The following is a 21,391-nucleotide window of genomic DNA, read 5'->3' as shown; positions in this document are numbered from 1 at the left end:
TGCGCCGACCGACCTGTCGTCACGTCTTCTGCGTCTGTGAATGACATTGCGCCAGCAGATCCAGAAACAAATCCAGCGCCCGCGTTCTCGGGCGTGACGCCTCCGTAATCGCGCTGATCGCGTTCTCGTATTCCGGCCCGGCGGGTACCCGCACCAACGCGTGGCGCTTCGCGAACGATCCCGCGTAGTACTGCGGCAGCAACCCCACATAGTGTCCCGACAGCACCAGCATCGCCACCGCCTCCAGTCCCGAGGCCGTCGGCCCGCGCATCAGTCCCAGCGTGTTGAGCGCTTCATGCACGAACGGCTGTGTCCGATAGACGAGCGGTAGTGTCGACGCGTCCTTGACCCGATGCTTCGCCACATACAACTGATGACGCTCGATAAACAGCGGCTGATAGTGAAACCCCGCTTCACGCCGGTACATCCCCCGTATCGCGATCTGCACACGGCGCTCGCGCAACGCGAGATCGAGTTCATTGAAGGTCATCACCGTCAGCTCGACTTTCACATCGGGCGCCTGCGTCTTGAGCGCATCCAGCGCCTCGGGGATATGACAGCCGACATCCGACAGGATGTGCTCGACCATCCCAATGGATAACGTGCCCGACAGCACACCACGCACGGCATCGATTTCCGGACGGATCCGCTCCAGCGACTTCAGCGCATCGCGCGCCAATTCAAGCGCGACCTTGCCCGCATGCGTGAGCACGAAGCCGGACGGCCCGCGCTCGCACAGGCGCGTGCCCAGCGTCTCCTCGACTTCACGAATATGTCGGCTGATCGACGCCTTCGACATGTTCAACTGCTTCTCAGCCGCCGCAAAACCGCTCGCCTGCGCCACTGCGCAGAAGATGCGCAACGAGCGCAAGTCTCGCTCACTGAAATCCCGATTTGCCATCACCCATTCCTCGATGACTCCCGCCCGTCCACGTCCGAACGCCTGCCGAACATCAAGCAAACCCCCGCCACTCGCGCCCTTCAAAAGGTTTCATTTTTTGAAACCATACCAATAAAAAAATCATTTTTCATGATCTTTTTGCCCGCATACATTGAATTTCAGAGGCGCATCGAACCGGGCACTGCCGGAAGACGCCCGTCAGCTACTCAACCCACATGACGCGAGGCAAGCAATGAAGACCTGGTCCAGACGATCCTTTGTAAAGGCGGCGCTTGCATCGAGCGCCGCAGTAACCCTCCCGGTGCTGCCGACACTGGCCTTCGCCGAAGGCGGCACGCTCGCCGACATCAAGAAGCGCGGCAAGCTGACGGTCGGCACCGAGGCCGCTTACGAGCCGTTCGAGTTCGTTGAAAACGGCCAGGTGGTCGGTTATGGGCACGACGTGCTCGAACTCATGGCCGCGAAGCTCGGCGTGAAGCTCGAACAGATGAATTTGCCGTTCCAGGGCCTGTTGCCCGGCCTGATGTCGCACAAGTTCGATTTCGTGGCGACGAGCGTGGGCATCACGCCGGAGCGCGCCAAACGTTTCGCCTTCAGCCAGCCGGTCGGCGTGGTGCGCTCGGTGTTGATGGTGCGTGTCGACGAAACGGCGATCAAGGGCGATATGGACATTGCAGGCAAGACCATCGGCACGCAGATGGGCTCGTCGTCGCAACCGGTGGCCGACGAGTTCGAAAAAGAACTTAAAGCGAAGACGGGCAAGGGCTATGCGGGTACGCGTCTGTTCCAGGCGTATCCGGATGTCTCCAACGCGCTCGCCAACAAGACCATCGACGTGGCGCTCATGCCGTCGAACATCGCGGCAGTGCAGATGCGCAAGCAACCCAACGCGTTTCGCATCGCCGGCACCATCGGTCAGCCGAAGTTGCTCGCGTGGGTGGCAAACCCGAACGATCTCGAAATCCGCAAGTTCATCAACGATTCGCTCGACGAGTTCCGTGCCAACGGCAAGCTCGCCGCATTGCAGCAGAAGTGGTTCGGCGGCCCGATGGACACGCCGCGCGAGAACTATCTGCCGCAAGGTGCGATTTGACGACCGCCGCCATGTTCGCCGGGCTGGGGATGTCTGACATGGGCGGCGTGATCCAACCGTTTCTCGAAGGCGTCGTGTCGGGAACGGCGATCACGCTGGCCGCCTCGGCAGGGGCCTTCGTGATCGGTCTGGGTCTCGGGATCGTGCTGCTGCTCGCGCGCATCTCGCCGATTGCGCCGCTGCGCGCATTCGTCGTGCTGTGGGTAAGCCTGATTCGCGGCACGCCGGCGCTGATCCACATGTTGATCGCGTACTACATGGTGCCCGCGCTGCTCGATATCTCGATCTCGCCGGTGACGGCCGGTGTGGCGGCGCTGGCGTGCAATACGAGCGCCTACATCGTCGAGATCCTGCGCGGTGCGCTCGGCACGATCTCGTACGGGCAACGCTCGGCGGCGTACGCCATGGGCATGCGCGCGACGCAGGTCTGGCGGCACGTGCTGTTGCCGCAAGTCATCTACCGCGCCATTCCGCCGCTCACCAGCGAGTTCACGATCCTGCTCAAGGCGTCGTCGCTGATGTCGATCATTGCGGTGCCCGAACTGGCGACCGTCGCGCGCAACGCCACGTTGCAGACGGATCTGCCGTTGCAGGTCTTCGCGATTACGGCGGCCGTGTACTTCGTGCTTCTGTTCTGCATTTCGGCCGCGTCGCGCGTTTGCGAGCGCCGGGTCTCCAGGATGCTGCCCCATGGCCATTGATTTCTCCATCGTCCGGGAAGCCGTTCCCGTTCTGCTCGAAGGCCTGCGCATCACGGCGCTGGTGAGCGTCATCGGCATCCCCATCGGGGTCGTGGCCGGAATCGTCGCCGCCTATGCGGCGCAGTCGCGCACGCTGCTGCGCCCCATCGCGCTCGGCTACGTCGAGCTGGTGCGCAACATCCCGTATCTGATCCTCGTCTATCTGTCGTTCTTCGGGTTGCCGAAGCTGGGGGTGAGTGCCTCGGCGATGACGGTTGCGGTCGGCTGCACGGCGTTCTACACCGGCGGGTATTTCTGCGAAATCCTGCGCGCGGCATTGCGCAGCGTGGCGCGCGGACAGACGCATGCGGCGCTCTCGCTCGGCATGACGTACTGGCAGACGCAACGTCACATCATCGCGCCGCAGTTGTTCGGCTTTCTGATTCCGCCGACGACGAGCCTCGTGATCATGATGTTCAAGGACTCGGCCATCTTCTCGGTGATGAGCCTGCCCGAGATGACTTACCAGAGCAATCTGCTCACGGCAAACACATTCGCTTACGTCGAAGTGCTCGGCACGACGGCGTTGATCTACTGGCTCAGCAGTGTCTTGCTGGCCGGTGTCGGGCGACGTCTGGAAACCGTTGTCGGGCGACGTACCCGCACACCTGACGTCCCCGCTTTATCGACACTCCCCGCCAAAGGAAAAGGACAACTCTCATGACGACTTACACCGTTGCCCCGCGCACTGGTCATCCGACGCTGCTGTACTCGGAGCTCGATCTCGACATCGATAACCTGAAGGCCGACATCGCCGTGCTCGGCATGCCTTATGGCGCACCGTACGCTGCCTCCGACTTCAGCAACGATCAGACGAATGCGCCGTCTGCGATTCGTCAGGCGACGGATCGTGTGGTGCGTCGTCCCGAGCACTACGACTTCGATATCGACGGCCCGCTGCTGCAAGGCCGCAAGGACATTCGCTTCGTCGACTGCGGCGACATCGTTCCCGATCTGTCGAAGCCGGGCGAGCACTATGCGCGTGCCGAAGCTGCCGTGCGCCGCATTGCGGCCGGTGGTGCAATGCCCATCGTGCTGGGCGGCGATCACGGCATCACCACGCCAGTGCTGCGCGGTCTCGATCAGAAGGGGCCGATCACGCTCGTGCACATCGACGCGCATCTGGACTGGCGCGACGAAGTCAACGGCGTGCGCGAAGGCCTGTCGAGCCCGATCCGTCGTGCTTCAGAGATGGCGCACGTCGATCGCATCATCCAGATCGGCCTGCGTGCACAGGGCAGCGGCCGTCCGCAGGATCTCGCTGCGGCGCGTGAGTACGGTGCGGAGCTGGTCACGGCGTACGAGTTGCATGACATCGGCATGGACGCCGTGCTCGATCGCATTCCCGACGGCGGCAACTACTACCTCACCATCGACGCCGACGGCCTCGATCCGTCGACGATGCCGGCGGTCGCCGGTCCGGCGCCGGGCGGCGTGACCTTCGTGCAGGCGCGCAAACTGATCCACGGTCTGGTGCGCAAGGGCCGTGTCGTCGGCATGGACATCGTCGAGATTCAGCCGGAGAAGGACGACGCCAACCTGATCTCGTGCGTGACGGCCGGCCGTCTGATCCTCAACCTGATCGGCGCGTCGATTCGCGCGGGACACTTCGACAAATGAGCAACGCACAACCGATCATCGACATTCGCGGCGTCGACAAGTGGTACGGCGCGCACCACGTGCTCAAGCAGTGCTCGACGCATGTCGGCAAGGGCGAGATCGTGGTGGTGTGCGGACCGTCCGGTTCCGGCAAGTCGACGCTGATCAAGACCGTCAACGCGCTGGAGCCGTTTCAGAAGGGCGACGTCGTGGTTGCAGGAACGTCGCTCACCGCGAAATCGACGGACCTGCCGAAGCTGCGCAGCAAGGTCGGCATGGTCTTTCAGCACTTCGAGCTGTTCCCGCATCTGGACCTCACGCGCAATCTCACGCTCGCGCAGCAGATCGTGCTGGGGCGCGATGCCACGTCGGCGCGCACCAAGGCGCGGGCGCTGCTCGATCGTGTGGGTCTCTCGGCGCACGCGCACAAGTATCCCGGCCAGTTGTCCGGCGGTCAGCAGCAGCGTGTGGCCATTGCGCGGGCGCTGTCGATGGATCCCATGGCGATGCTGTTCGACGAACCGACATCGGCCCTCGATCCGGAGATGGTCAATGAGGTGCTCGACGTGATGGTCGAACTCGCCCGCGAAGGCATGACGATGATGGTTGTCACCCATGAGATGGGCTTCGCGCGACGCGTGGCGCATCGCGTGGTGTTCATGGAGGACGGCGCGATCATCGAGGACAGTCCGACGGACGTGTTCTTCAACGACGCCGCCAGTCCTGCCGCCAAACGCTTTCTCTCGAAGATCCTCGCGCATTGAGCGCAGGACACATCGCTTTCAGACACGAGACAACATGACGCACACCCGAATCCGTAAGTTCAACACGCGTGAGACCTACCCGGAACAGAAGCTCGACAACGATCTTTGCCAGGCGGTGATCGCGGGCAACACTATCTATCTGCGCGGGCAGATCGGTCAGGATCTCGACACCCGTGAGTCCGTCGGTATCGGCGATGTCACGGCGCAAACCGAAAAGGCGATGGCCAACGTGAAGATGCTGCTCGACGAATGCGGCAGCGAGCTCGCGGACATCTGCAAGGTCACGGTGTATATCGTCGATCCGCGATATCGCGAAGCCGTCTACAACGTGATGGGACGCTGGCTCAAGGGCGTGTTCCCGGTCTCGACAGGCATCGTGGTGCAGGCGCTGGCGCGCCCCGAGTGGCTGGTGGAGATCGACGTGACGGCGGTGAAGCCGACCGCGTAAGCCTTGCGCTGACGGTACGAAACCGAATGGCCGACGCACGACCGTCGGCCACTTGCATTGTGTGGCGAGATGTGAGGTGAAAGGCGAGACCCAGGCTTCAGAAGCGGCGTTTGACGTAGACCGTCGCGCCGAGATCCTTCTGACGAAGAATCGGGATTTTCGCACTTGCGGAAACGGTCCAGTCTTCCGTCTTCAGCGAGAGCCCCCGCTTGGGATCGGAGCCGAGCTTGTCGTCCGCGTTGTTCCATTGCACCAGCGACAACTGTGGCGACTGGTTCGGTCCGATGCTCAGATAACTTCGCGAGGCTTTGGCCGCAGCCGCCGCATCGGCGGCCGGCGTCGACTCGATCCAGTCGGCGGGCCGATGGTCGTTGGGGTGCACCGCGCCGTTGATCGCTTCGATACGCGTATAGAGGAAGGCGTTGGTATCGGCTTGCGACATTCGGTCGACGCGCTGCACTGTCTCCTGGCCTTCCCGGCCGAACGGATAGAGCGTGACGGGAACGGCCGGAACCGCTGCGACGGAAACAGGCGCGGGCGGTGGCGGGACATAAACGGGTAGCGGTGAGGGCCCGAGATTGGCCATCATCATCTTTTCGGATGAACCCGAGTCGGCGCCATCGGCCATCGCCACGCCGCTAAGCGTGAGGACACAGGCGCCTATCATCCATTTGTTCAGGCACGTCATGGACATGCCTCCCGTGAAGGAATGGAATCGCTATTCCACTGGCCCCATTTTTACCTTCGTACGGCGCACTTCCTGCATCTGCCGGGCTCCGATGAAACCCTGGAACTTCGCATAGCGAACCGTCTTGAGCGGTCTCCATGCGCCGTATGCATTTAGGAAGTGTAGTCAGTCATTTGCAGACCGCTACCCCAATTTCCACCGGGGGCACGCCATTTTGGCGGAGCGTGACCCGCTCAGGCCCGCCAGACATGCCCTTAGCGCATGCTACGCCCTGGAGGCTTCGGGTATATCCCGACGGTTCGCCCCGGGCCTCGCTCTTTAGGATCCGGCGATCATGACGACTCGTCGCGTGCCTTCAGCCATAGACCGAATTCCTTCATCACTTCGACCACCGGGCGCAGTCGCTCGCCATCTGCCGATAGCGCGTATTCGACCTTGACGGGGGAGCTCGGATATACCGTGCGCGTAATCAGCCCCGCGTCTTCCAGTGCGCGCAGGTCCAGTGTCAGCATGCGCTGCGAGATGCCGGGAACGTCACGACGCAGATCGTTGAACCGCTTTGGGCCGTCAAGCAGATACGACACAAGCAACAGGCGCCAGCGCCCTCCCAGAATGCGCATCGATTCTTCGACCGAACAGCCGGACAGGTTCTCTTTCATCACACACTCACATCTTTAAAAGTAAGTATATTTTTTGTACTTATGTGACATTTTAATGCCTTCTTCACTTTTTATACCAAATCCCTAGAATGGCGCCGATCGCGCTCGATGTGAGCTGTGACGCATCACAACGCTAGCGCGTTGAACTTGTCGAATCTATTCGGGGAACATGAATGAAGCTCTACTACGTGCCGGGGGCCTGCTCGCTGTCGCCACATATCGTGCTCAATGAGTTGGGCGACGATTTCTCGCTGGTGAAGGTCGACTACAAGACACATACGACGCAAGACGGCGGCGACTTTTTCGCGCGCAATCCGTTCGGTTACGTGCCGCTACTCGAACTGGAAGACGGCACGCGACTTCGAGAAGGACCTGCCATCGTGCAATATCTGGCGGATCGGAAGCCGGCGTTGGGGCTTGCCCCGGCGAACGGATCACTGGCGCGTTACCGGCTTCAGGAGTGGCTCAATTTCTTGAGCACGGAAATCCACAAGGGCTTTATTCCGCTGCTCTATGCCGTGCTTGCGGGGAAGTACGCGACCGAATCGGCGAAGCCGAAGCTCGCCCATCGCTTTGCATGGATCGACGAACAGTTGGCAGAGCGGGCGTATTTGATGGGCGACACCTATACCGTGGCCGATGCCTATCTGTTCGCGTTGACGCAGTGGGGGCAGGCGTCGTGGCTCGATTCCGTCTACAAGGCGGACATTCACTTCGACGATCTGACGCATCTGCAACGCTGGTATGCGCGTGTACGAGAGCGTCCGGCCGTGCGCAAGGCGCTGGCGGACGAAGGACTCAAGGTGACGACACGCGCCGCGTAGTTTCGGACGTCATGGCGTTCGGGGAGGTGTCGTCCCCAAGAGACCCGAGTGCGATCGCGCTATTGCGCAGGCAGCCCGGCAACGCTCGCCAGTCCGAACCATTCCCTGAAGGCGCTCGTGCATTCCGCGCTCGTCTCGGCCGCGCGATCGAGCATGGCCCGCTCCTGGGCATGCACGGCGGCCTGCCAGTCGGTCTGGCTCGCGATGGCTTGCGCGAGTTCGGCGGCGTCGAGCATGGCGAGATTGACGCCGACACCCATCGGCGGCGTCACGTGCGCGGCGTCGCCGATCAGCGTGAGACCGGGCGTGGCAGGCCATCGCGTGCCCACCGGCAGGCCGACGATGGGGCGGATGGCCGCGATACGGTCGGCGTCTTCGATCAGCGTCAGCAGTGTGGGCGACCAGCCGGGAAAGCGCGCGAGAAGGTCCTGTTTCGTGAGGTTGGCGAGTGCCTTCTCGGGGCGATCGGTGTCGTCGGCATGGGTGCGGAATGCGGCATAACTCCGGACTACGGCGTTGCCGTTGCGCTGCGCAAAGAGCGCCGTTCCCAGCGCTTGCCCGGTGCCCAGCGACATGAGCGTACCGTGTCCGACCCTCTTCGCAATCGCAGGATGGCGGCGGTCCACATCGGTCATCCACAACTCGACGAACGTCACCCCCGAATAGCTCGGACGGACGTCGGTGAGTGCGGCTCTGACGGCCGACCCTGCACCGTCTGCCCCGATGACGAGATCGCATTCGTGTGTCCGTCCATCGTGAAGACGCACGGCGCAGCGTCCGCCGGGCGTCCGGGTCACCCGTGCGATGCGCGCCCCCCATACGACCATTCCGGCAGGCAGCGGCGTGAGCAGCAGTTCGCGCAGCACGAGGCGGTCGATCTCGGGGCGATCTCCCGTGCCTGGCGCGGGGATGTCTTCGAGCAGCACCGCGCCCGTGGCCCAGTCGATGTCGCGCAGTTCCTGATCGTGGTGGCGGGCGATGGCCATGAAGGCGTCGAACAAGCCTGCCTTTTTCAGCGCGAGCTGGCCGTCCGGCACGTGCAGGTCGAGCATGCCGCCCTGATCGCGCGACGTGACGGAAGCATCCGCTTCGAAGACGGTGACGTCGAAGCCGTCCCGATGGAGCATGTTGGCGGCGACCAGACCGGCGGGCCCTGCACCGGCGATGACGATGGCGGGTTTGTGCGACATTTCGATTCCCTTGATTCGTTTCATGCGCGCCACGTCGGTGGCGTATCAGCACGCACTCTATCGGTCGCCGTGGTTGATCCGTTATCCGCATAAGGTCAAAATATGCTGAAAATCGGCCATCCTCCCGCGACCTCCACATGCCCAGCCCGACCGCGAAAACCACGACGCATCGCGCCGTTCTGAAAGGCTTCGGTCTGGATGGCGAGCGGCTGCACGGCGTCAGTCGCCTGAACCGGTGGCACCGGCATCCGCAGGGGCAACTGATCTACATCGCCGCCGGACATTTCCACATCCGCACCGAATTCGGCGCATGGCTGCTACCGCCGAAACGAGCCGTGTGGATTCCACCGGATCTGATGCATTGGGGCGAACTCAAGGGCGTGAGAACCGGCGCGAACATCCTGCTCGCGCCGGCGTATTGCGCGACGCTGCCCGATCGTCCGCAAGTGTTGTCCGTCGGGGCGTTATTCGAAGCGTTGATCGAGCGGGTGGCGGCGTGGCGCACGGAAACGGCGGCGTCGCCGGAGGACGAGCGCGTCGTGGCCGTGCTCATCGATGAAATCCGGGCGGCGCGGCATGAGCCGCTGCATCTGCCGATGCCCAGCGACAAGCGGCTGCTGAAGATGACCGAACTCGTGCTGAGCGAGCCGGGGCGCGAGCATTCGCTGGAGACGCTGTCATCGATGGCGGGACTTTCGATGCGCACCGCGCGACGGCTGTTTGCCGCGTCGGTCGGCATGACGTTGTCCGAATGGCGTCAGCAGGCGCGGCTGATGCGCGCCGTCGAGATGCTCTCGGAAGGCGAATCGGTGTCGACCATCGCCGATGCGTTGGGCTACGCGAGTCCGAGCAATTTCATTGCCATGTTCCGCACGGCGTTTGGTGTGACGCCGGGCAAATACGTCGGCATTGGAAGGACCGGCGCCTAAACCGAATCGGCGGGCGTCGCGTTGCTGTCGTGCACGTGGAACGTGGCCGGCACGCCGAGGTTCGTCAGGTGATCGACGAACTGCTGCAAGTGCCGGCTCGTCGGTTGGTAGTGGCCGCTGGTGCGCGATACGTCCGTGACCTTGCCGTTCTCGATACGGATGTCGCCCGCCGCGGCGACGGGCTGTCCCGCAAGAAAGCTCGAATGGTGAAACAGCCCTTTCCTGAAGGTCTTCGACAAGTAGATGTCGCCGTGCCTGTCCATCACGAAGATGGCGCGCTCCGGGGTCTTGCCCGGGCGACGCGATGCATCTCGCGTATCGATGGGACGGCCGTCGGCGCCGATCATCAGGCCGTCTTGCACGGAGACCTTGAACTGGGCCCGCTCGGCGGGCTTTAGGTACATCACTTTCGATTCGAACGACACCCCGCGGTCTTCACCGGCATGGCGGCCATCCAGCGGCTGAAGGTGCTTGAAAAGCGTGGGACGACCGCTGACTTCCGTTTCGACACGCGCTGCGCCGAAGACCGTCAGGTTGTTGTGATCGAGACCGGGAGCGAGCCGGTTCGGACGTCGCGCGCCGGGTGACTCGGATTGGGGCAGCGGTTCCAGCTCGACTTCCTCGATGACGATCTCGATGCTGCAATCACTATCCGAGTGATCGGCGGCATCCGGCGAGGGACTCGGCGAGCGTCGGGCCCTGACCGGCAGGCCGCTCAACAGCGGGTTGGCCGCCGTCGGCGTGGGAAGTCCCAGTGAGGCAGGGGCATGCGTTGCGCCGGGCCGGGCCTGCGTGGGCGGCGTGATCTGGAGGGACGGGAGCTGCAACCCACGGTTCGGAATCTTTTGCATATTCGCTCGAATGACTGACGTGCGGCATCGGTGCGGCATCATTGCGACGTCAGTGCCACATCACGCCGCGCACCCCCGAAGCATGCAACCGGCATTTGTCGATGGCGGTGGCAGGAGCGCAGTCATGGCGACGCAGGCGAAACGTGGTGGCAGCGCCTGCGGCCAGTAGCAAAACGAGCGGAAAAACGAACCGAAAAACGAATGAAATCAGTTTATTCGGCAGGCGCGACGCTCACGCCCGCGATGCCGTGACGCTGCATGGCGTCTGCCACGAAGCCTTCGCGCTTCATGTCTTCCACGAACGTCTTCAGATAGGCCAGTGCGGCTTCGCCGCGCGTGATCGGCACACCCATGGCCTGACGAATCACCATGAAGCGTTCGTTGAGCAGGCGGTAGCCGCTAAGGTTCGCGACATCCTGCTCCAGTTGCTGCTTCACACCGGCCGCGACTTCGCAGCCCGTATCGATGAACGTCTTGATGACGGTCGGCGATGTCGGCGCGCGCACGATTTCCGCGTGTTGCAGTTCGCGCGAGAGGAACAGGTCGTAAGCGCTGCCTTTACCGACGACGACACGTGTGCCGGTCTGATCGACATCGGCGTTTGTCTTGACGGGCGACGCGTCGCGCACGAGGTAATAGCCTTCGATGAGGACGTACGGCGAGGTGAAGCCGATGGTCGCTGCGCGACGCGGATCGATGGCGAAGAAACCGACGTCGGCCTGCTCGTTCGTGACCGTCTCCACCGATTTGCCTGCGGCGTCGACCACCACGAGTTCGAGATCGACGCCCAGCCGCTTCGCCAGCGCACCGGCCAGATCGACGGAGATGCCGACCGGTCGGGACTCGGCGTCGGTGCCCGCGAGAATCGGATTGCCGAGGTTGATGCAGGCGCGCAGTACGCCAGTCGGTGCAAACGCTTTGAGAAGGGTCGGGTCGGGCGTCATGATGGGCGTCGGAAGTCGGGGGAAGGGATCAGGGTTCGAGCAGACCGGCGATCTTGCCGATGGCGTCGATCGTGTGTTGCAGGTGAGCGTGCAGCAATGCGGAGGCATCTTCGTTGCGCTCATGCGCCAGCAATTCGAGAATTTCCAGATGCTGCTGCGCGTGGGGACGATAGCGCGCACGATCCTGCATCGAGCGGTACGAGAGCAGACGCCGCACGCGTGTGACGCGTCGCATCGTGTCGACGAAGAACGGATTGCCCGACGCCTCGACCAGCGACTCGTGAAAGCGCACGCCGCGCTCATGCAACTGATCGGGCGTGTCGGTCTCGATGCCGCCATCGAGCAGATGGCGCTCCGCGGCGCGCAGACGTTCGAGCACCTTCGCATCGAGCCGGTAGCCCGGCTCCAGCAATGCCGCCGGTTCAAGCGCGAGTCGCAGGCGATACGTCTGGATGAGGCTGTCGGGCGTTGTCAGCATCGACGAAAACTGCCAGCCGTAGCCGGGTTTGCGCTCGGCCCAGCCTTCGTCGCGAATGCGTCCGAGCACGGCGCCCAGTTGTGTCGTCGTCAATCCGTAGCGCGTGCGAATCAGTTGTTCGGAGAACTCGCCGGGCAACTGGCCGCGCAGCAGGTCGTCCGCGATCTGGAAGTAGGTGCTCGTGACGATGTCGGTCTCGTCGAGCCCGAGCGATTGCGCGGCGTCGACATCCGACGTCGGCACCGGTTGTGCCACGAAATATCCCCGGTTGCGCTCACGTACCAGAACGCCCTTGTCGTGCAGCAGCGCGAGCGCTTCGTTGATCGGCGAGCGGGAGATCCGCAGTTTGTCGGCGAGCATCTGCGCGGGCAGATGCTGACCGGCCTGCATGCCTTCGGCCTGAATCAGATCGACGATTTGTGTGGCAATGGAGCGCTCGGATTTCATCGCGAAGAAGTCGGGACCGGCATGCCGCACCTCGCCATCATGCAGCCCCGGCGTGTTGCGCCAGTGTCCGTTGCAGAATCGACGGAATCACCCCGCCTTGTCGCAGCAGCGCAATTTCGAGGCGCGTTTCGACGGCAGCCGTCGCGGTGAAGCGCTCGCTGCGGCCATCGGCGCGATCGATGCGCACTTCGACGGCACCGCGCGGCGAGATCGTCTCGGCGTTGGCGGCGATGTGGATCGTGTCGTTCGGACGGATGGCCAACGTTACCGGGTCGATGCCTGCGGGAAAGCGCAGCGGCAGAATGCCCATGCCAATCAGGTTGGAACGGTGAATACGCTCGAAGCTTACCGCAATTACCGCGCGAACCCCCAGGAGACGCTGCCCCTTGGCCGCCCAGTCACGCGAGGACCCTGTGCCGTAGCGCGCCCCTGCCAGCAGCACGACCGGATCGCCCGCCGCTTGATAGCGTTGCGCCGCTTCGAAGATCGGCATGACGTCGCCACTTGGCCCGTGCACCGTGTGCGCGACCGGCAGGTCGTCGGCCAGCAGGTTCGCCAGCGTCTTGCTGTAGAACGCGGCGCGCACCATCACTTCCCAGTTGCCGCGCCGCGAGGCGAAGACGTTCAGGTCGTTGCGGTCGTCGCCCTTTGCCACGAGGAAGTCGGCGACGTAGCTCTGCTTTGGAATCGCGCTGGCTGGCGAGATGTGGTCGGTCGTGACATCGTCGCCCAGCGCGAGCAGGGGGTAAGCCGTGTAGTCGCCCAGTTGCGTGCCCGCATCGAGAGAAGCGAAAGGCGGACGTCGCAATGCCGTCGAGTCGGGGTCCCAGGGGAAGCGGGCGGACTGGGGCGCGTCGAGGCTCGACCACATCGGGTTGCACGACGCGATGGCGAATGCCGACTTGAAGTCCGTCGGGCGGGTGCCCGACGCAACGAGGGCATCGACTTCCTCACGCGTGGGCCACAAGTCCTTGAGGTAGATGGCCGTGCCGTCGGCCCGGGTCTGCACCGGTGACGTGCTGAGGTCGATGGCGGCCGATCCGGCGAGCGCGTACGCAATGACCAGCGCCGGCGACATGATGAAGCCGAGACTCAGGTCGGGATGCACGCGTCCCGGGAAGTTGCGATTGCCAGAGAGCATGGCGACGGGCGACGCCGTCTGTTGCGCGATGGCCTGTGCAATCGGCGCGGACAGCGGCCCCGAGTTGCCGATGCAGGTCGTACAGCCGAAGCCGACGATGTCGAACCCGACGGCGGCGAGATCGTCCGTGAGTCCGGCGCGTTGCAGATAGTCGACGGCAGCGGGGGAGCCGGGCGCCAGCGACGTCTTCACCCAGTCGGCGACGCGCAGTCCCAAGGCTCGCGCGCGACGCGCCACCAGTCCCGCCGCGATCAGTTGCGCAGGATCGGACGTATTCGTGCAACTCGTGATCGCCGCAATGGCCACCGGCCAGACGGGCAGTGAGGTCGAGGTGTGCGCGGGTTGTCCTGCGACTTCGCGAAGGGCGTCTCCGGTCTTCGCGTAAGGCAGCAAATCCTGCGGACGGCGAGGACCGGCGACATGCAGTTCGACGGTAGCGAGATCGATCTCGATCACGCGCGTGTAGCGCGGGGAGTTGTTGGCGTCGAACCAGAGACCGGCGCTGCGGTAGAGGGTTTCGACGGACTCGATCAGGGCTTCGGCGCGTCCGGTGGCGCGCAGATAGTCGAGCGTGCTGTCGTCGACCGGAAAGTAGCCGGTGGTCGCGCCGTATTCGGGGGCCATGTTCGCAACGACAGCGCGCTCGCCTGTCGTCAATGTCGACACCCCCGGGCCGAAGTACTCCACGAACTCGCCCGACACGCCGATGTCGCGCAACGCTTTCGTCACGCGCAATGCGAGGTCGGTGGCGGAGGTGCCGGCAGGCAGACGTCCCGTGAGCTTCACACCGATGACGTCGGGAATGCGCTGCATGACCGGCATGCCGAACATGACCGTCTGGGCTTCCAGCCCGCCGACACCCCAGCCGAGTACACCGATGCCGTTGATCATCGGCGTGTGGCTGTCGGTGCCGATGAGCGTGTCGGGAATCAGCCACGTCACCCCATCGACCGTGCGCTGTGTCGCCACGGTGGCGAGTTGTTCGAGATTGATGGTGTGCATGATGCCGGTGCCCGGCGGGTTGATGTGCACCCCGTCGAGCGCCATCGATGCCCAGCGCAGAAAGCGGTAACGCTCCGCATTGCGGCGCATCTCGATTTCGAGATTGAGCGTGGCCGCATCGGCCCGGCGCGTTTGCTCCACGGCCAGCGAGTGATCGACGGATACATCGACACGCAGCGTGGGATTCAGGACGGCCGGATCGACGCCGGCCTCGGCCAGCGCGTCGCGCATGGCGGCAATGTCCACGAGGGCCGGTGTGCTGGTCGTGTCGTGCATGAGCACACGTGTGGGCTGAAATGCGATTTCCGCTTCGCTGGTGCCGTGCTCAAGCCAGCCCAACACACCCGAGACTGCGGCCTCGCGCTCAGCGTCGTCTAGATTGCGCACGGCGTTCTCGAGCAGCAGTCGCAGCACGACCGGCAGACGCGGCAGCACATCGCCGAACATCGTCGGCAAATCCACGAAGCGATAGGGCGTGCCGTCCAGTTCAAGCGGCGTGTGTGGGGGAATGAGGGCATTGTTCATGCCTCGAATATTGCATTTGTTTTTGTAAAAATGCAATGATGCAAAAAATCACCCTTGCCGGCAGGTCATCCACCCGCCAGGGCTTTGGGCACGACATAGCGTGCGCCGTCGTATTCAAGGGTGACGTTTGCGCCCTTCGACGTGCGCTCCTTGCTCGCGCAGTCGTTGCGCGTGGGCTTGTTCGTCGTAGTCGTCGTCTTCTGACTCACGATCAGTCTGGCGTAGCCGTCTATCCCGGCAGGGCCGACGGAGACGGCGCGAGACGTGTCGTCGAAGCTGCCTGCGCAATTGCCGTCCCATTCGCCGCCGCTCGATTGCGTGGCGAGGTTGTCGACGACCTTGCGCAGCTTCGTGCCATCGACGACGTAGAGGCTGAGCGCCGTTTGCGAGAACGGGTTGACGCGCGAGGACCCTTCGAAGGTGGTGCGTACGCCGAACGCCAGCACCTGAGCGGTCAGACGCCACGGGGCAGTGTCGAGCGCGATGCCGCGCAACATGACGGCGTCCGAGGTGATCGCCGCCTTTTCGAAGCGGTGTGCCACGATCTTGCCGCTCTGGCTGTCGGCGACGATCACTTCGACGTCGTAGACCTTGTCGTCGTCGGTACCGCCGGGTTGCGGCATCGGCAGGACAGCGAGTGTCTGTGCCGGGTTGGCCGGCCAGACCTTGCAGGTGGCGAAGTCCGTATCGACGGTGCGCCCCGGTTGTAATGCCTTGGTCCATTCGCCGAAGCGGTCCTTGCAATCGGCGCGAGAGTCGGCGTGGGCGAGCAGTGGCAGACAGAGCAGGGCAGCGGTGAGGATTTTGCGCATGAGGGAGCGACGACCGGTCGAGTTGGGCAAGTCTGCCTATTCTAGCGGCGCCGCTCGCCCGCACGTTTCGATGGAGAGTCAGTCTGACGGACCCACGAACTCCTGTGCATCGAAGACCGTGTGAAAGACCGTGCCGTCAAACATCTCCATGAGCTTGCGCGACTCGGCCTGGCTCTCCAGCCGGGCGGGTGACGCCAGTGCGGCGTCGATGTCTTCCTGCGTGTCGAAGCGGATCGCGATGCCGAGCGGCAGGTTCAGGTCGGTGGCGTCGGTGTGTCGCTGCCGCAGAATCCTGACTTCCTTCGCACCGGGAAAGCGTGTCCAGAGGGGAACCAGTTTGTCTTGCACATGGCGTGCGAAATCGGCTTCCCTACCGGCCTTGATCTGCCCCCGGAAGAACGCGTAACGGATCAGCATTGAAATGTCTCCTGAGGTGGGGGCGGCTTAGCCGCGTCCCACGAACGGCATATGACTGGCCATGACGGTCATGAACATGACGTTGGCCTCAAGCGGAAGGCTGTCCATGTAGAGCACGGCGCGCACGACGTTGTCCATTCCCATCCGGGGTTCGACCATCGTGGTGCCGTTGGCTTGCAGCGTGCCTTTCGCCATCAGCTCGCTCATGTCGCTGACGACGTTGCCGATGTCGATCTGACCGCACGCGATATTGAACGGACGGCCATCGAGCGACGTTGCCTTCGTCAACCCGGTAATGGCGTGCTTGGTGGCGGTATAGGGCGCGGACTGTGGACGTGGTGCGTACGCGGAGATCGACCCGTTGTTGATGATGCGTCCGCCCGGAGACGATTGCTTTTTCATCAGCCGGAATGCGCCCTGCGAACAAAGAAACGCACCGGTCAGATTGACGTTCACCGCCTGCATCCAGTGGTCGTACGAAACGTCTTCGATGGAACGCTGCGGGGTAAACACGCCCGCGTTTTTGCCGTGTGCTTGCCGCCCGTCACGACGATGCCCCGGGGCTGATGACTGAGCAACGCGCGCACGAGTTCTTCTTCCCGGTCCAGCAGGTATTCCGTGTTGGCGAGTAAAAGGCGGAGATTTCGTTGCTCGACGACATCGTTGATGCCGCGTGCGGTCTCGGCGAAGTTCGAGCTGGAGAGCGACGGCACGATCACGGCGATGACGTTGGTCCGGCCCGACGAGAAAGCGCCGGCCACGGCGTCGGCGACGTAACCGGTCTTGCGCACGGCATCCATCACGCGCGTGCGGATGTCGTCGCTGACATGTTGGCCTGTCAGCACGCTCGACACGGACATTTTGGACACGCCGGCCAGTTGCGCGACATCGGCCATGCGCACCGGCTCGCCGGACGGCAGAGAATCGGGTTTCGAACTCATCTCACGGAGCAGACAGATAATCGAGTGACATCAATTTCGTCATGACACTTGCTTCGTCGCCGATGCCCGCGGACCGCCGCGCCGGTTCGATGCGTCGGCGGTATCGCGCGCGCAGTGTCGTCGTTAAGACGCGGGATTCACGGGTTGCCGAGGACCAGCGAGTTCCTGTCGATGGCGTCGATCGACGTCACGCCGGTCAGCGTCATCGCTACGCGCATTTCCTTGGCGAAGATGTCCAGCATGTTCTCCACGCCGCGTTGTCCGTCTGCGGCCAGCGCATAGGCGGTGGCGCGCCCGAGCAGGCAGCCCTTCGCGCCGAGCGCCAGCATGCGAACGACGTCCAGTCCCGAGCGGATGCCCGAGTCGGCCAGCACGGTGAGGTTGTCGCCAACGGCATCGGCAATGAGCGGCAGCGCCTTCGCCGTGGACAGCACGCCATCGAGCTGACGGCCGCCGTGGTTGGAGACCACGATGCCGTCTGCCCCGAAGGTCACGGCGTCCTTGGCGTCTTCGGGGTCCAGAATGCCTTTGATGATCATGGGGCCTTGCCAGAAATCCCGAATCCATTCGAGATCCTTCCAGCTGATCGACGGATCGAAGTTGTTGCCGAGCCACCCGATGTAGTCTTCCAGCGATACCGGCTTGCCGAGGTACTTCGACACGTTGCCCAGATCGTGCGGACGGCCCGTCAACCCGACATCCCATGCCCAGTGGGGGCGCGTCATCGCCTGAAGCATTCGGCGCGACGCGGCAAACGGCCCGGACATTCCCGAGTGGGCGTCGCGATAGCGTGCGCCGGGCGTGGGCATGTCGACGGTGAAGACAAGGTTGCGGACACCGGCGTCACGGGCGCGCTCCAGCACGTTCTTCATGAAGCCGCGATCCTTGAGCACGTACAACTGGAACCAGATCGGTTGCGGGCTTTGCGCCGCGACTTCCTCGATGGAGCACACGCTCACGGTCGAGAGGCACAAGGGGATGCCCTTGCTCGCAGCCGCTTTCGCGACCTGAACTTCCCCGCGTCGCGCGAACATGCCGGTCAATCCGACGGGCGCCATGATGATAGGCATCGCCAGCGGCTGACCGAACAGGGTCGTATTGAGGCTCAGGTTTTCGACGTTGCGCAAGATACGCTGGCGCAGCCCGATGCCGGCCAGATCGGCCGTGTTGGCACGCAGGGTGTGCTCGGCGTACGCACCGCCGTCGATATAGTCGAACAGAAAACGTGGAAGCCTCGATTTGGCCGCTGCCCGGTAGTCGGACGCCGAAGAAATGATCATGACGCGATTCCCCATCGAATTTTTTTGAGTTCGAGCCCTGACGGCTCGGGACACTGCGTTGGACGGGCATCAAGATACGGCAACCGATACCCCGATAAAATGACTTTTCGTTCTGATATTCAGTCGGATTTGGAATAGTTATGAATCTGAGAGCATTACGAACCTTCGTCGAAGTGGTACGCCAGGGCGGGTTCTCGCAGGCGGCCGAAGTGGTGTCCCTGACGCAGTCTAGCGTCAGTAAGGCCGTCAGGACGCTCGAAGACGAGTTAGGCGTGCCGTTGCTCAGTCGTATCGGGCACCGCAGCGAGCTGACGGATGCCGGGGAGATCGTCTATCGCCGGGCGCTGTCGCTGTTGGCGGAGCGTCGCGACATGATCGACGAGATCGACGATCTGCGGGGGCTCAAGCGTGGCACCTTGCGATTGGGATTGCCGCCGGTGGGGTGCGGCGTGCTGTTCGCGCAGATGTTCGTGACCTATCGCGAACGCTATCCCAACATCGATATCGCGCTGACGGAGCATGGCAGCAAGCGTCTTCGCGAGTGCCTGGAGGACGGGGAGGTCGAACTGGCGGCGCTGCTGCTGCCGGTGGCCGATCATTTCCAATATCAGGCCGTGCGCAAGGAGCCGCTGGTCGTGGTGCTCCCCGCGGGGCATGCGCTCGCCAAACGAAAGTGGCTCGATTTCACGGCACTGGCGGACGCGCCCTTCATCCTCTTCGAAGCGGGGTTTGCGCTGAACGGCATCATCATGGCGGCGTGTGAGCGAAAAGGCGTGGCGCCGCGCGTGACGGCCAGAAGCGGGCAAATCGATTTCATCGTGGATCTGGTCACGGCGGGACTGGGCGTGGCCTTCCTGCCGCGCATGCTGGCGCTCAAACATCGGCATCCGGGCATTGTGCTGGTTCCGTTGCGCGAGCCGCAGACGGACTGGCACATTTCGCTGGCATGGCGCAGTCACACGCACCTGTCCTCGGCCGCGCGTGCCTGGCTGGATCTGGCGCGGGAGGTGCATGGGGGGCCTGCGGCGACCCTCTGATGCGTAACAATTAACTCCGTAACCCAAGGGCTAATGGCTACGCCGATTTCGAAGATATGCCGGAAAAAAATAAACTCCGTGATGCCCTTCGATGTACTAGATAAAGTCCAACGAACTAACAATTAACTCCGTAACATCAGCAGCACAAGAGAAGCGTGCGGCGCCAGCTCACTGCTTCGAATGTCAATTGCCACTTGCTGCTCAGCAAGCCCGTTCGACGTATGGTCGACCGCCACGCGGTGCGCACTAGCTCCGTCCCCCCCCCCGGGTACGCCGAGTCCTCGACGAATGTGATGTCGAAGCTCTCGGTCATGTGGATACGGTACTAGAAGTCAGATCGCTATGAGGACTAGCCAAGCCCCGGCGTGTCCAGTAGTGTCTTTGCCCAACCTGTGCGCCCGATCGAATGGAATTTATACACTTTGGCACCGAATGCTGAAGCTCTTCTGCAGTGGTGTGGGGGCATTTCCATGTACGTTCGGTGCGCGCACGTCCATGCGCCACACCTATGCTTCGTATCTCCCGCGACGCATGTCGGCGATCAATGAGAGCCAGATTTCCGGCTCATCCAACTTCAATTGATTTCGGAGTTGTACGACATGAGGGCCCAAACTCCGAGCCCTATCAATCACCTCCTGAGTTTCAGTGCGGACACTCACCGGCGCGCTTTCCAGCATTCGACAGAGGCTCTCGGGAAAATCCGCTTTAATACATTCGTAAGCTCCGGTAAAGATGTGATCCTGAAATGCGCGCAGAGCGTTCTGCTCATTGGTGAGCTTGCTTAATGCCTCAATCGGATTTTCGCTCGCTGCCGTTGCGCGAAGGATATTCACCTCTGTGCCGATCTCATTTGCCTTGCGTTGAATAATGTTATGTAGGGGGTGGATGAGCGCGGACGCTAGATCTGCACACATCATTGAGACCCAGGGGCGGACGATCTGTTGAATCTGTTCGGGTTTCGAATGAAGTGCTCTAAGTGTTTCTATTGATTTTTGCGCGAGCGTATAACTTTCACTCGCAACCGGTACTATGCCTGCTCGCCCGTTGCCTGTATCCAAGCGAATAATCGCAGCAGTGGCCAATTCAGCAACCTGCCTCAACTGGTCGAGCGCTTGATCGGCTTGACTAATTTTCTCGTCCAACTTCTTGGTCCGAGCTTCTATACCCCAGCCCTTTAATGATTCGAATCGATCGATTGTGGCAGCCAATAGAAGAATCAATCCGGCAGCAAGGAAGGTAACTGCCAGTGTCGACTCTGCCTTGTATGCTGACCATGTGCCTAGCCCAATGTTCACCATGCCAGATGAAAACAAAATGAGACTGGTGAGGACGGAAAGAACGGATGTAAGCGTATGGGAGCGCTTCGTTTTCGGTTCTGACATTTGGTTGTAGGCGAAACAGTACGGTGCTTGGGCGGGACGTAACGCTTCCCGTTTTGATAAAAGTATCTGAGGCCGAGCGTTCTACTTCTGGAGCGGGAAACAGCGTAACAGAGTCCCTGCGCGTCGGTTTGAAAAATGGATAAGTTAGGATGTGTGTATATTTGTGCGATAAGCTCACACACGACCGGATAATACTTCACTAGTGGCTGCCTGGTTGATTAGCAGGCTGTTGAAATAAACCCCGCTGATGCGCGGCCCTCCCTTCCAAAGAGCCGCCGTGCCGGCTTGGTTCACGTTGA

22 protein-coding genes and 1 pseudogene are annotated in these 21,391 nt (G+C 62.5%); 9 read left to right on the top strand and 14 right to left on the bottom strand.

The features are described 5' to 3' along the window. Positions 1–19 precede the first annotated feature (19 nt). Complete coding sequence (locus tag PCA20602_RS24665) at positions 20–901, bottom strand: LysR family transcriptional regulator (RefSeq protein WP_150723438.1); 882 nt, start codon at positions 899–901, stop codon at positions 20–22. 232 nt (positions 902–1,133) lie between these two features. Here PCA20602_RS24665 and PCA20602_RS24660 point away from each other — a divergent pair, with 232 nt between their 5' ends. From PCA20602_RS24660 to PCA20602_RS24635, 6 genes are read left to right on the top strand one after another with little or no spacing between them, the layout of a single operon-like run. Beyond that, complete coding sequence (locus PCA20602_RS24660; protein ID WP_150723437.1) at positions 1,134–1,994, top strand: transporter substrate-binding domain-containing protein; 861 nt, start codon at positions 1,134–1,136, stop codon at positions 1,992–1,994. Positions 1,995–2,005: 11 nt separating this feature from the next. Beyond that, positions 2,006–2,695, top strand: coding sequence for an amino acid ABC transporter permease (locus PCA20602_RS24655; RefSeq protein WP_425495712.1), 690 nt, complete (start codon positions 2,006–2,008; stop codon positions 2,693–2,695). Then, entirely contained in the window at positions 2,685–3,398 is a 714-nt protein-coding gene (locus tag PCA20602_RS24650; protein WP_150723436.1) for an amino acid ABC transporter permease, read from the top strand. Before PCA20602_RS24655 ends, PCA20602_RS24650 begins: the two co-directional genes overlap by 11 nt. Then, on the top strand, positions 3,395–4,354 hold the full coding sequence (locus PCA20602_RS24645) for an agmatinase (protein WP_069340201.1): 960 nt from the start codon (positions 3,395–3,397) through the stop codon (positions 4,352–4,354). The genes PCA20602_RS24650 and PCA20602_RS24645 overlap by 4 nt, the downstream gene beginning before the upstream one ends. A gap of 14 nt (positions 4,355–4,368) precedes the next feature. Then, a complete protein-coding gene (locus PCA20602_RS24640) occupies positions 4,369–5,097 on the top strand; it encodes an amino acid ABC transporter ATP-binding protein (protein ID WP_139133031.1) in 729 nt (242 codons plus the stop codon). 34 nt (positions 5,098–5,131) lie between these two features. Next, positions 5,132–5,545, top strand: a complete 414-nt coding sequence (locus PCA20602_RS24635) for a RidA family protein (RefSeq protein WP_150723435.1) — start codon at positions 5,132–5,134, stop codon at positions 5,543–5,545. 97 nt (positions 5,546–5,642) lie between these two features. Here the strand turns inward: PCA20602_RS24635 and PCA20602_RS24630 are convergent, their stop codons facing one another. Beyond that, on the bottom strand, positions 5,643–6,233 hold the full coding sequence (locus PCA20602_RS24630) for a hypothetical protein (RefSeq protein ID WP_150723434.1): 591 nt from the start codon (positions 6,231–6,233) through the stop codon (positions 5,643–5,645). Between the two features lie 332 nt (positions 6,234–6,565). Beyond that, complete coding sequence (locus tag PCA20602_RS24625) at positions 6,566–6,892, bottom strand: winged helix-turn-helix transcriptional regulator (protein ID WP_150723433.1); 327 nt, start codon at positions 6,890–6,892, stop codon at positions 6,566–6,568. A gap of 173 nt (positions 6,893–7,065) precedes the next feature. Between PCA20602_RS24625 and gstA the strand changes: the two genes are divergently transcribed. Then, positions 7,066–7,716, top strand: a complete 651-nt coding sequence (gstA, locus tag PCA20602_RS24620; RefSeq protein ID WP_150723432.1) for a glutathione transferase GstA — start codon at positions 7,066–7,068, stop codon at positions 7,714–7,716. Positions 7,717–7,775: 59 nt separating this feature from the next. On the opposite strand, the gene PCA20602_RS24615 is transcribed toward gstA, so the two are convergent. Then, positions 7,776–8,906 (bottom strand): FAD-dependent oxidoreductase, encoded by a 1,131-nt coding sequence (locus PCA20602_RS24615; protein WP_174981577.1) that lies wholly within the window; start codon positions 8,904–8,906, stop codon positions 7,776–7,778. 137 nt (positions 8,907–9,043) lie between these two features. Here PCA20602_RS24615 and PCA20602_RS24610 point away from each other — a divergent pair, with 137 nt between their 5' ends. Next, on the top strand, positions 9,044–9,835 hold the full coding sequence (locus tag PCA20602_RS24610) for an AraC family transcriptional regulator (protein WP_150723430.1): 792 nt from the start codon (positions 9,044–9,046) through the stop codon (positions 9,833–9,835). On the opposite strand, the gene PCA20602_RS24605 is transcribed toward PCA20602_RS24610, so the two are convergent. From PCA20602_RS24605 to lldD, 9 genes and pseudogenes are all read right to left on the bottom strand, one after another. Then, positions 9,832–10,686 (bottom strand): hypothetical protein, encoded by an 855-nt coding sequence (locus tag PCA20602_RS24605; RefSeq protein WP_150723429.1) that lies wholly within the window; start codon positions 10,684–10,686, stop codon positions 9,832–9,834. The genes PCA20602_RS24610 and PCA20602_RS24605 overlap by 4 nt on opposite strands. 212 nt (positions 10,687–10,898) lie before the next feature. Further along, entirely contained in the window at positions 10,899–11,630 is a 732-nt protein-coding gene (locus tag PCA20602_RS24600; protein WP_150723428.1) for an ABC transporter substrate-binding protein, read from the bottom strand. Positions 11,631–11,658: 28 nt separating this feature from the next. Beyond that, positions 11,659–12,555: a GntR family transcriptional regulator gene (locus tag PCA20602_RS24595; RefSeq protein ID WP_150723427.1), complete on the bottom strand. Its 897-nt coding sequence runs from the start codon at positions 12,553–12,555 to the stop codon at positions 11,659–11,661. A 37-nt stretch (positions 12,556–12,592) separates the two neighbouring features. Beyond that, positions 12,593–15,223, bottom strand: a complete 2,631-nt coding sequence (gene acnA / locus PCA20602_RS24590; protein WP_150723426.1) for an aconitate hydratase AcnA — start codon at positions 15,221–15,223, stop codon at positions 12,593–12,595. A 65-nt stretch (positions 15,224–15,288) separates the two neighbouring features. Beyond that, positions 15,289–16,035, bottom strand: a complete 747-nt coding sequence (locus tag PCA20602_RS24585; protein WP_150723425.1) for a PA3715 family protein — start codon at positions 16,033–16,035, stop codon at positions 15,289–15,291. Between the two features lie 78 nt (positions 16,036–16,113). After that, complete coding sequence (locus PCA20602_RS24580) at positions 16,114–16,452, bottom strand: putative antibiotic biosynthesis monooxygenase (protein ID WP_069340190.1); 339 nt, start codon at positions 16,450–16,452, stop codon at positions 16,114–16,116. Between the two features lie 27 nt (positions 16,453–16,479). Next, positions 16,480–16,974: pseudogene (locus PCA20602_RS24575) on the bottom strand (SDR family oxidoreductase); the annotation flags it as partial. Continuing rightward, positions 16,905–17,348: a LacI family DNA-binding transcriptional regulator gene (locus tag PCA20602_RS24570; RefSeq protein ID WP_281354674.1), complete on the bottom strand. Its 444-nt coding sequence runs from the start codon at positions 17,346–17,348 to the stop codon at positions 16,905–16,907. The pseudogene PCA20602_RS24575 and the gene PCA20602_RS24570, both read right to left, overlap by 70 nt. A 182-nt stretch (positions 17,349–17,530) precedes the next feature. After that, positions 17,531–18,673 (bottom strand): FMN-dependent L-lactate dehydrogenase LldD, encoded by a 1,143-nt coding sequence (gene lldD, locus PCA20602_RS24565; protein WP_069340445.1) that lies wholly within the window; start codon positions 18,671–18,673, stop codon positions 17,531–17,533. Between the two features lie 140 nt (positions 18,674–18,813). Between lldD and PCA20602_RS24560 the strand changes: the two genes are divergently transcribed. After that, entirely contained in the window at positions 18,814–19,710 is an 897-nt protein-coding gene (locus tag PCA20602_RS24560) for a LysR family transcriptional regulator (protein WP_150723424.1), read from the top strand. Positions 19,711–20,216: 506 nt separating this feature from the next. Here the strand turns inward: PCA20602_RS24560 and PCA20602_RS24555 are convergent. Further along, entirely contained in the window at positions 20,217–21,092 is an 876-nt protein-coding gene (locus PCA20602_RS24555) for a hypothetical protein (RefSeq protein WP_150723423.1), read from the bottom strand. Positions 21,093–21,391 lie beyond the last annotated feature (299 nt).

Source organism: Pandoraea capi, from assembly GCF_902459735.1.
Classification (GTDB): Bacteria; Pseudomonadota; Gammaproteobacteria; order Burkholderiales; family Burkholderiaceae; genus Pandoraea; species Pandoraea capi.
This window is presented reverse-complemented; position numbering and strand designations above follow the sequence as displayed.

What these genes read in the sequence shown, in the direction of transcription:
- PCA20602_RS24595 (WP_150723427.1), bottom strand. Translation starts at nt 12,555, where the DNA reads ATGAAATCCGAGCGCTCCATTGCCACACAAATCGTCGATCTGATTCAG.
- PCA20602_RS24570 (WP_281354674.1), bottom strand. Translation starts at nt 17,348, where the DNA reads ATGGCCGATGTCGCGCAACTGGCCGGCGTGTCCAAAATGTCCGTGTCG.
- PCA20602_RS24560 (WP_150723424.1), top strand. Translation starts at nt 18,814, where the DNA reads ATGAATCTGAGAGCATTACGAACCTTCGTCGAAGTGGTACGCCAGGGC.
- PCA20602_RS24585 (WP_150723425.1), bottom strand. Translation starts at nt 16,035, where the DNA reads ATGCGCAAAATCCTCACCGCTGCCCTGCTCTGTCTGCCACTGCTCGCC.
- PCA20602_RS24555 (WP_150723423.1), bottom strand. Translation starts at nt 21,092, where the DNA reads ATGTCAGAACCGAAAACGAAGCGCTCCCATACGCTTACATCCGTTCTT.
- PCA20602_RS24660 (WP_150723437.1), top strand. Translation starts at nt 1,134, where the DNA reads ATGAAGACCTGGTCCAGACGATCCTTTGTAAAGGCGGCGCTTGCATCG.
- PCA20602_RS24605 (WP_150723429.1), bottom strand. Translation starts at nt 10,686, where the DNA reads ATGCAAAAGATTCCGAACCGTGGGTTGCAGCTCCCGTCCCTCCAGATC.
- PCA20602_RS24655 (WP_425495712.1), top strand. Translation starts at nt 2,006, where the DNA reads ATGTTCGCCGGGCTGGGGATGTCTGACATGGGCGGCGTGATCCAACCG.
- PCA20602_RS24625 (WP_150723433.1), bottom strand. Translation starts at nt 6,892, where the DNA reads ATGAAAGAGAACCTGTCCGGCTGTTCGGTCGAAGAATCGATGCGCATT.
- lldD (WP_069340445.1), bottom strand. Translation starts at nt 18,673, where the DNA reads ATGATCATTTCTTCGGCGTCCGACTACCGGGCAGCGGCCAAATCGAGG.
- PCA20602_RS24635 (WP_150723435.1), top strand. Translation starts at nt 5,132, where the DNA reads ATGACGCACACCCGAATCCGTAAGTTCAACACGCGTGAGACCTACCCG.
- gstA (WP_150723432.1), top strand. Translation starts at nt 7,066, where the DNA reads ATGAAGCTCTACTACGTGCCGGGGGCCTGCTCGCTGTCGCCACATATC.
- PCA20602_RS24600 (WP_150723428.1), bottom strand. Translation starts at nt 11,630, where the DNA reads ATGACGCCCGACCCGACCCTTCTCAAAGCGTTTGCACCGACTGGCGTA.
- acnA (WP_150723426.1), bottom strand. Translation starts at nt 15,223, where the DNA reads ATGAACAATGCCCTCATTCCCCCACACACGCCGCTTGAACTGGACGGC.
- PCA20602_RS24610 (WP_150723430.1), top strand. Translation starts at nt 9,044, where the DNA reads ATGCCCAGCCCGACCGCGAAAACCACGACGCATCGCGCCGTTCTGAAA.
- PCA20602_RS24645 (WP_069340201.1), top strand. Translation starts at nt 3,395, where the DNA reads ATGACGACTTACACCGTTGCCCCGCGCACTGGTCATCCGACGCTGCTG.
- PCA20602_RS24580 (WP_069340190.1), bottom strand. Translation starts at nt 16,452, where the DNA reads ATGCTGATCCGTTACGCGTTCTTCCGGGGGCAGATCAAGGCCGGTAGG.
- PCA20602_RS24615 (WP_174981577.1), bottom strand. Translation starts at nt 8,906, where the DNA reads ATGTCGCACAAACCCGCCATCGTCATCGCCGGTGCAGGGCCCGCCGGT.
- PCA20602_RS24650 (WP_150723436.1), top strand. Translation starts at nt 2,685, where the DNA reads ATGGCCATTGATTTCTCCATCGTCCGGGAAGCCGTTCCCGTTCTGCTC.
- PCA20602_RS24630 (WP_150723434.1), bottom strand. Translation starts at nt 6,233, where the DNA reads ATGACGTGCCTGAACAAATGGATGATAGGCGCCTGTGTCCTCACGCTT.
- PCA20602_RS24665 (WP_150723438.1), bottom strand. Translation starts at nt 901, where the DNA reads ATGGCAAATCGGGATTTCAGTGAGCGAGACTTGCGCTCGTTGCGCATC.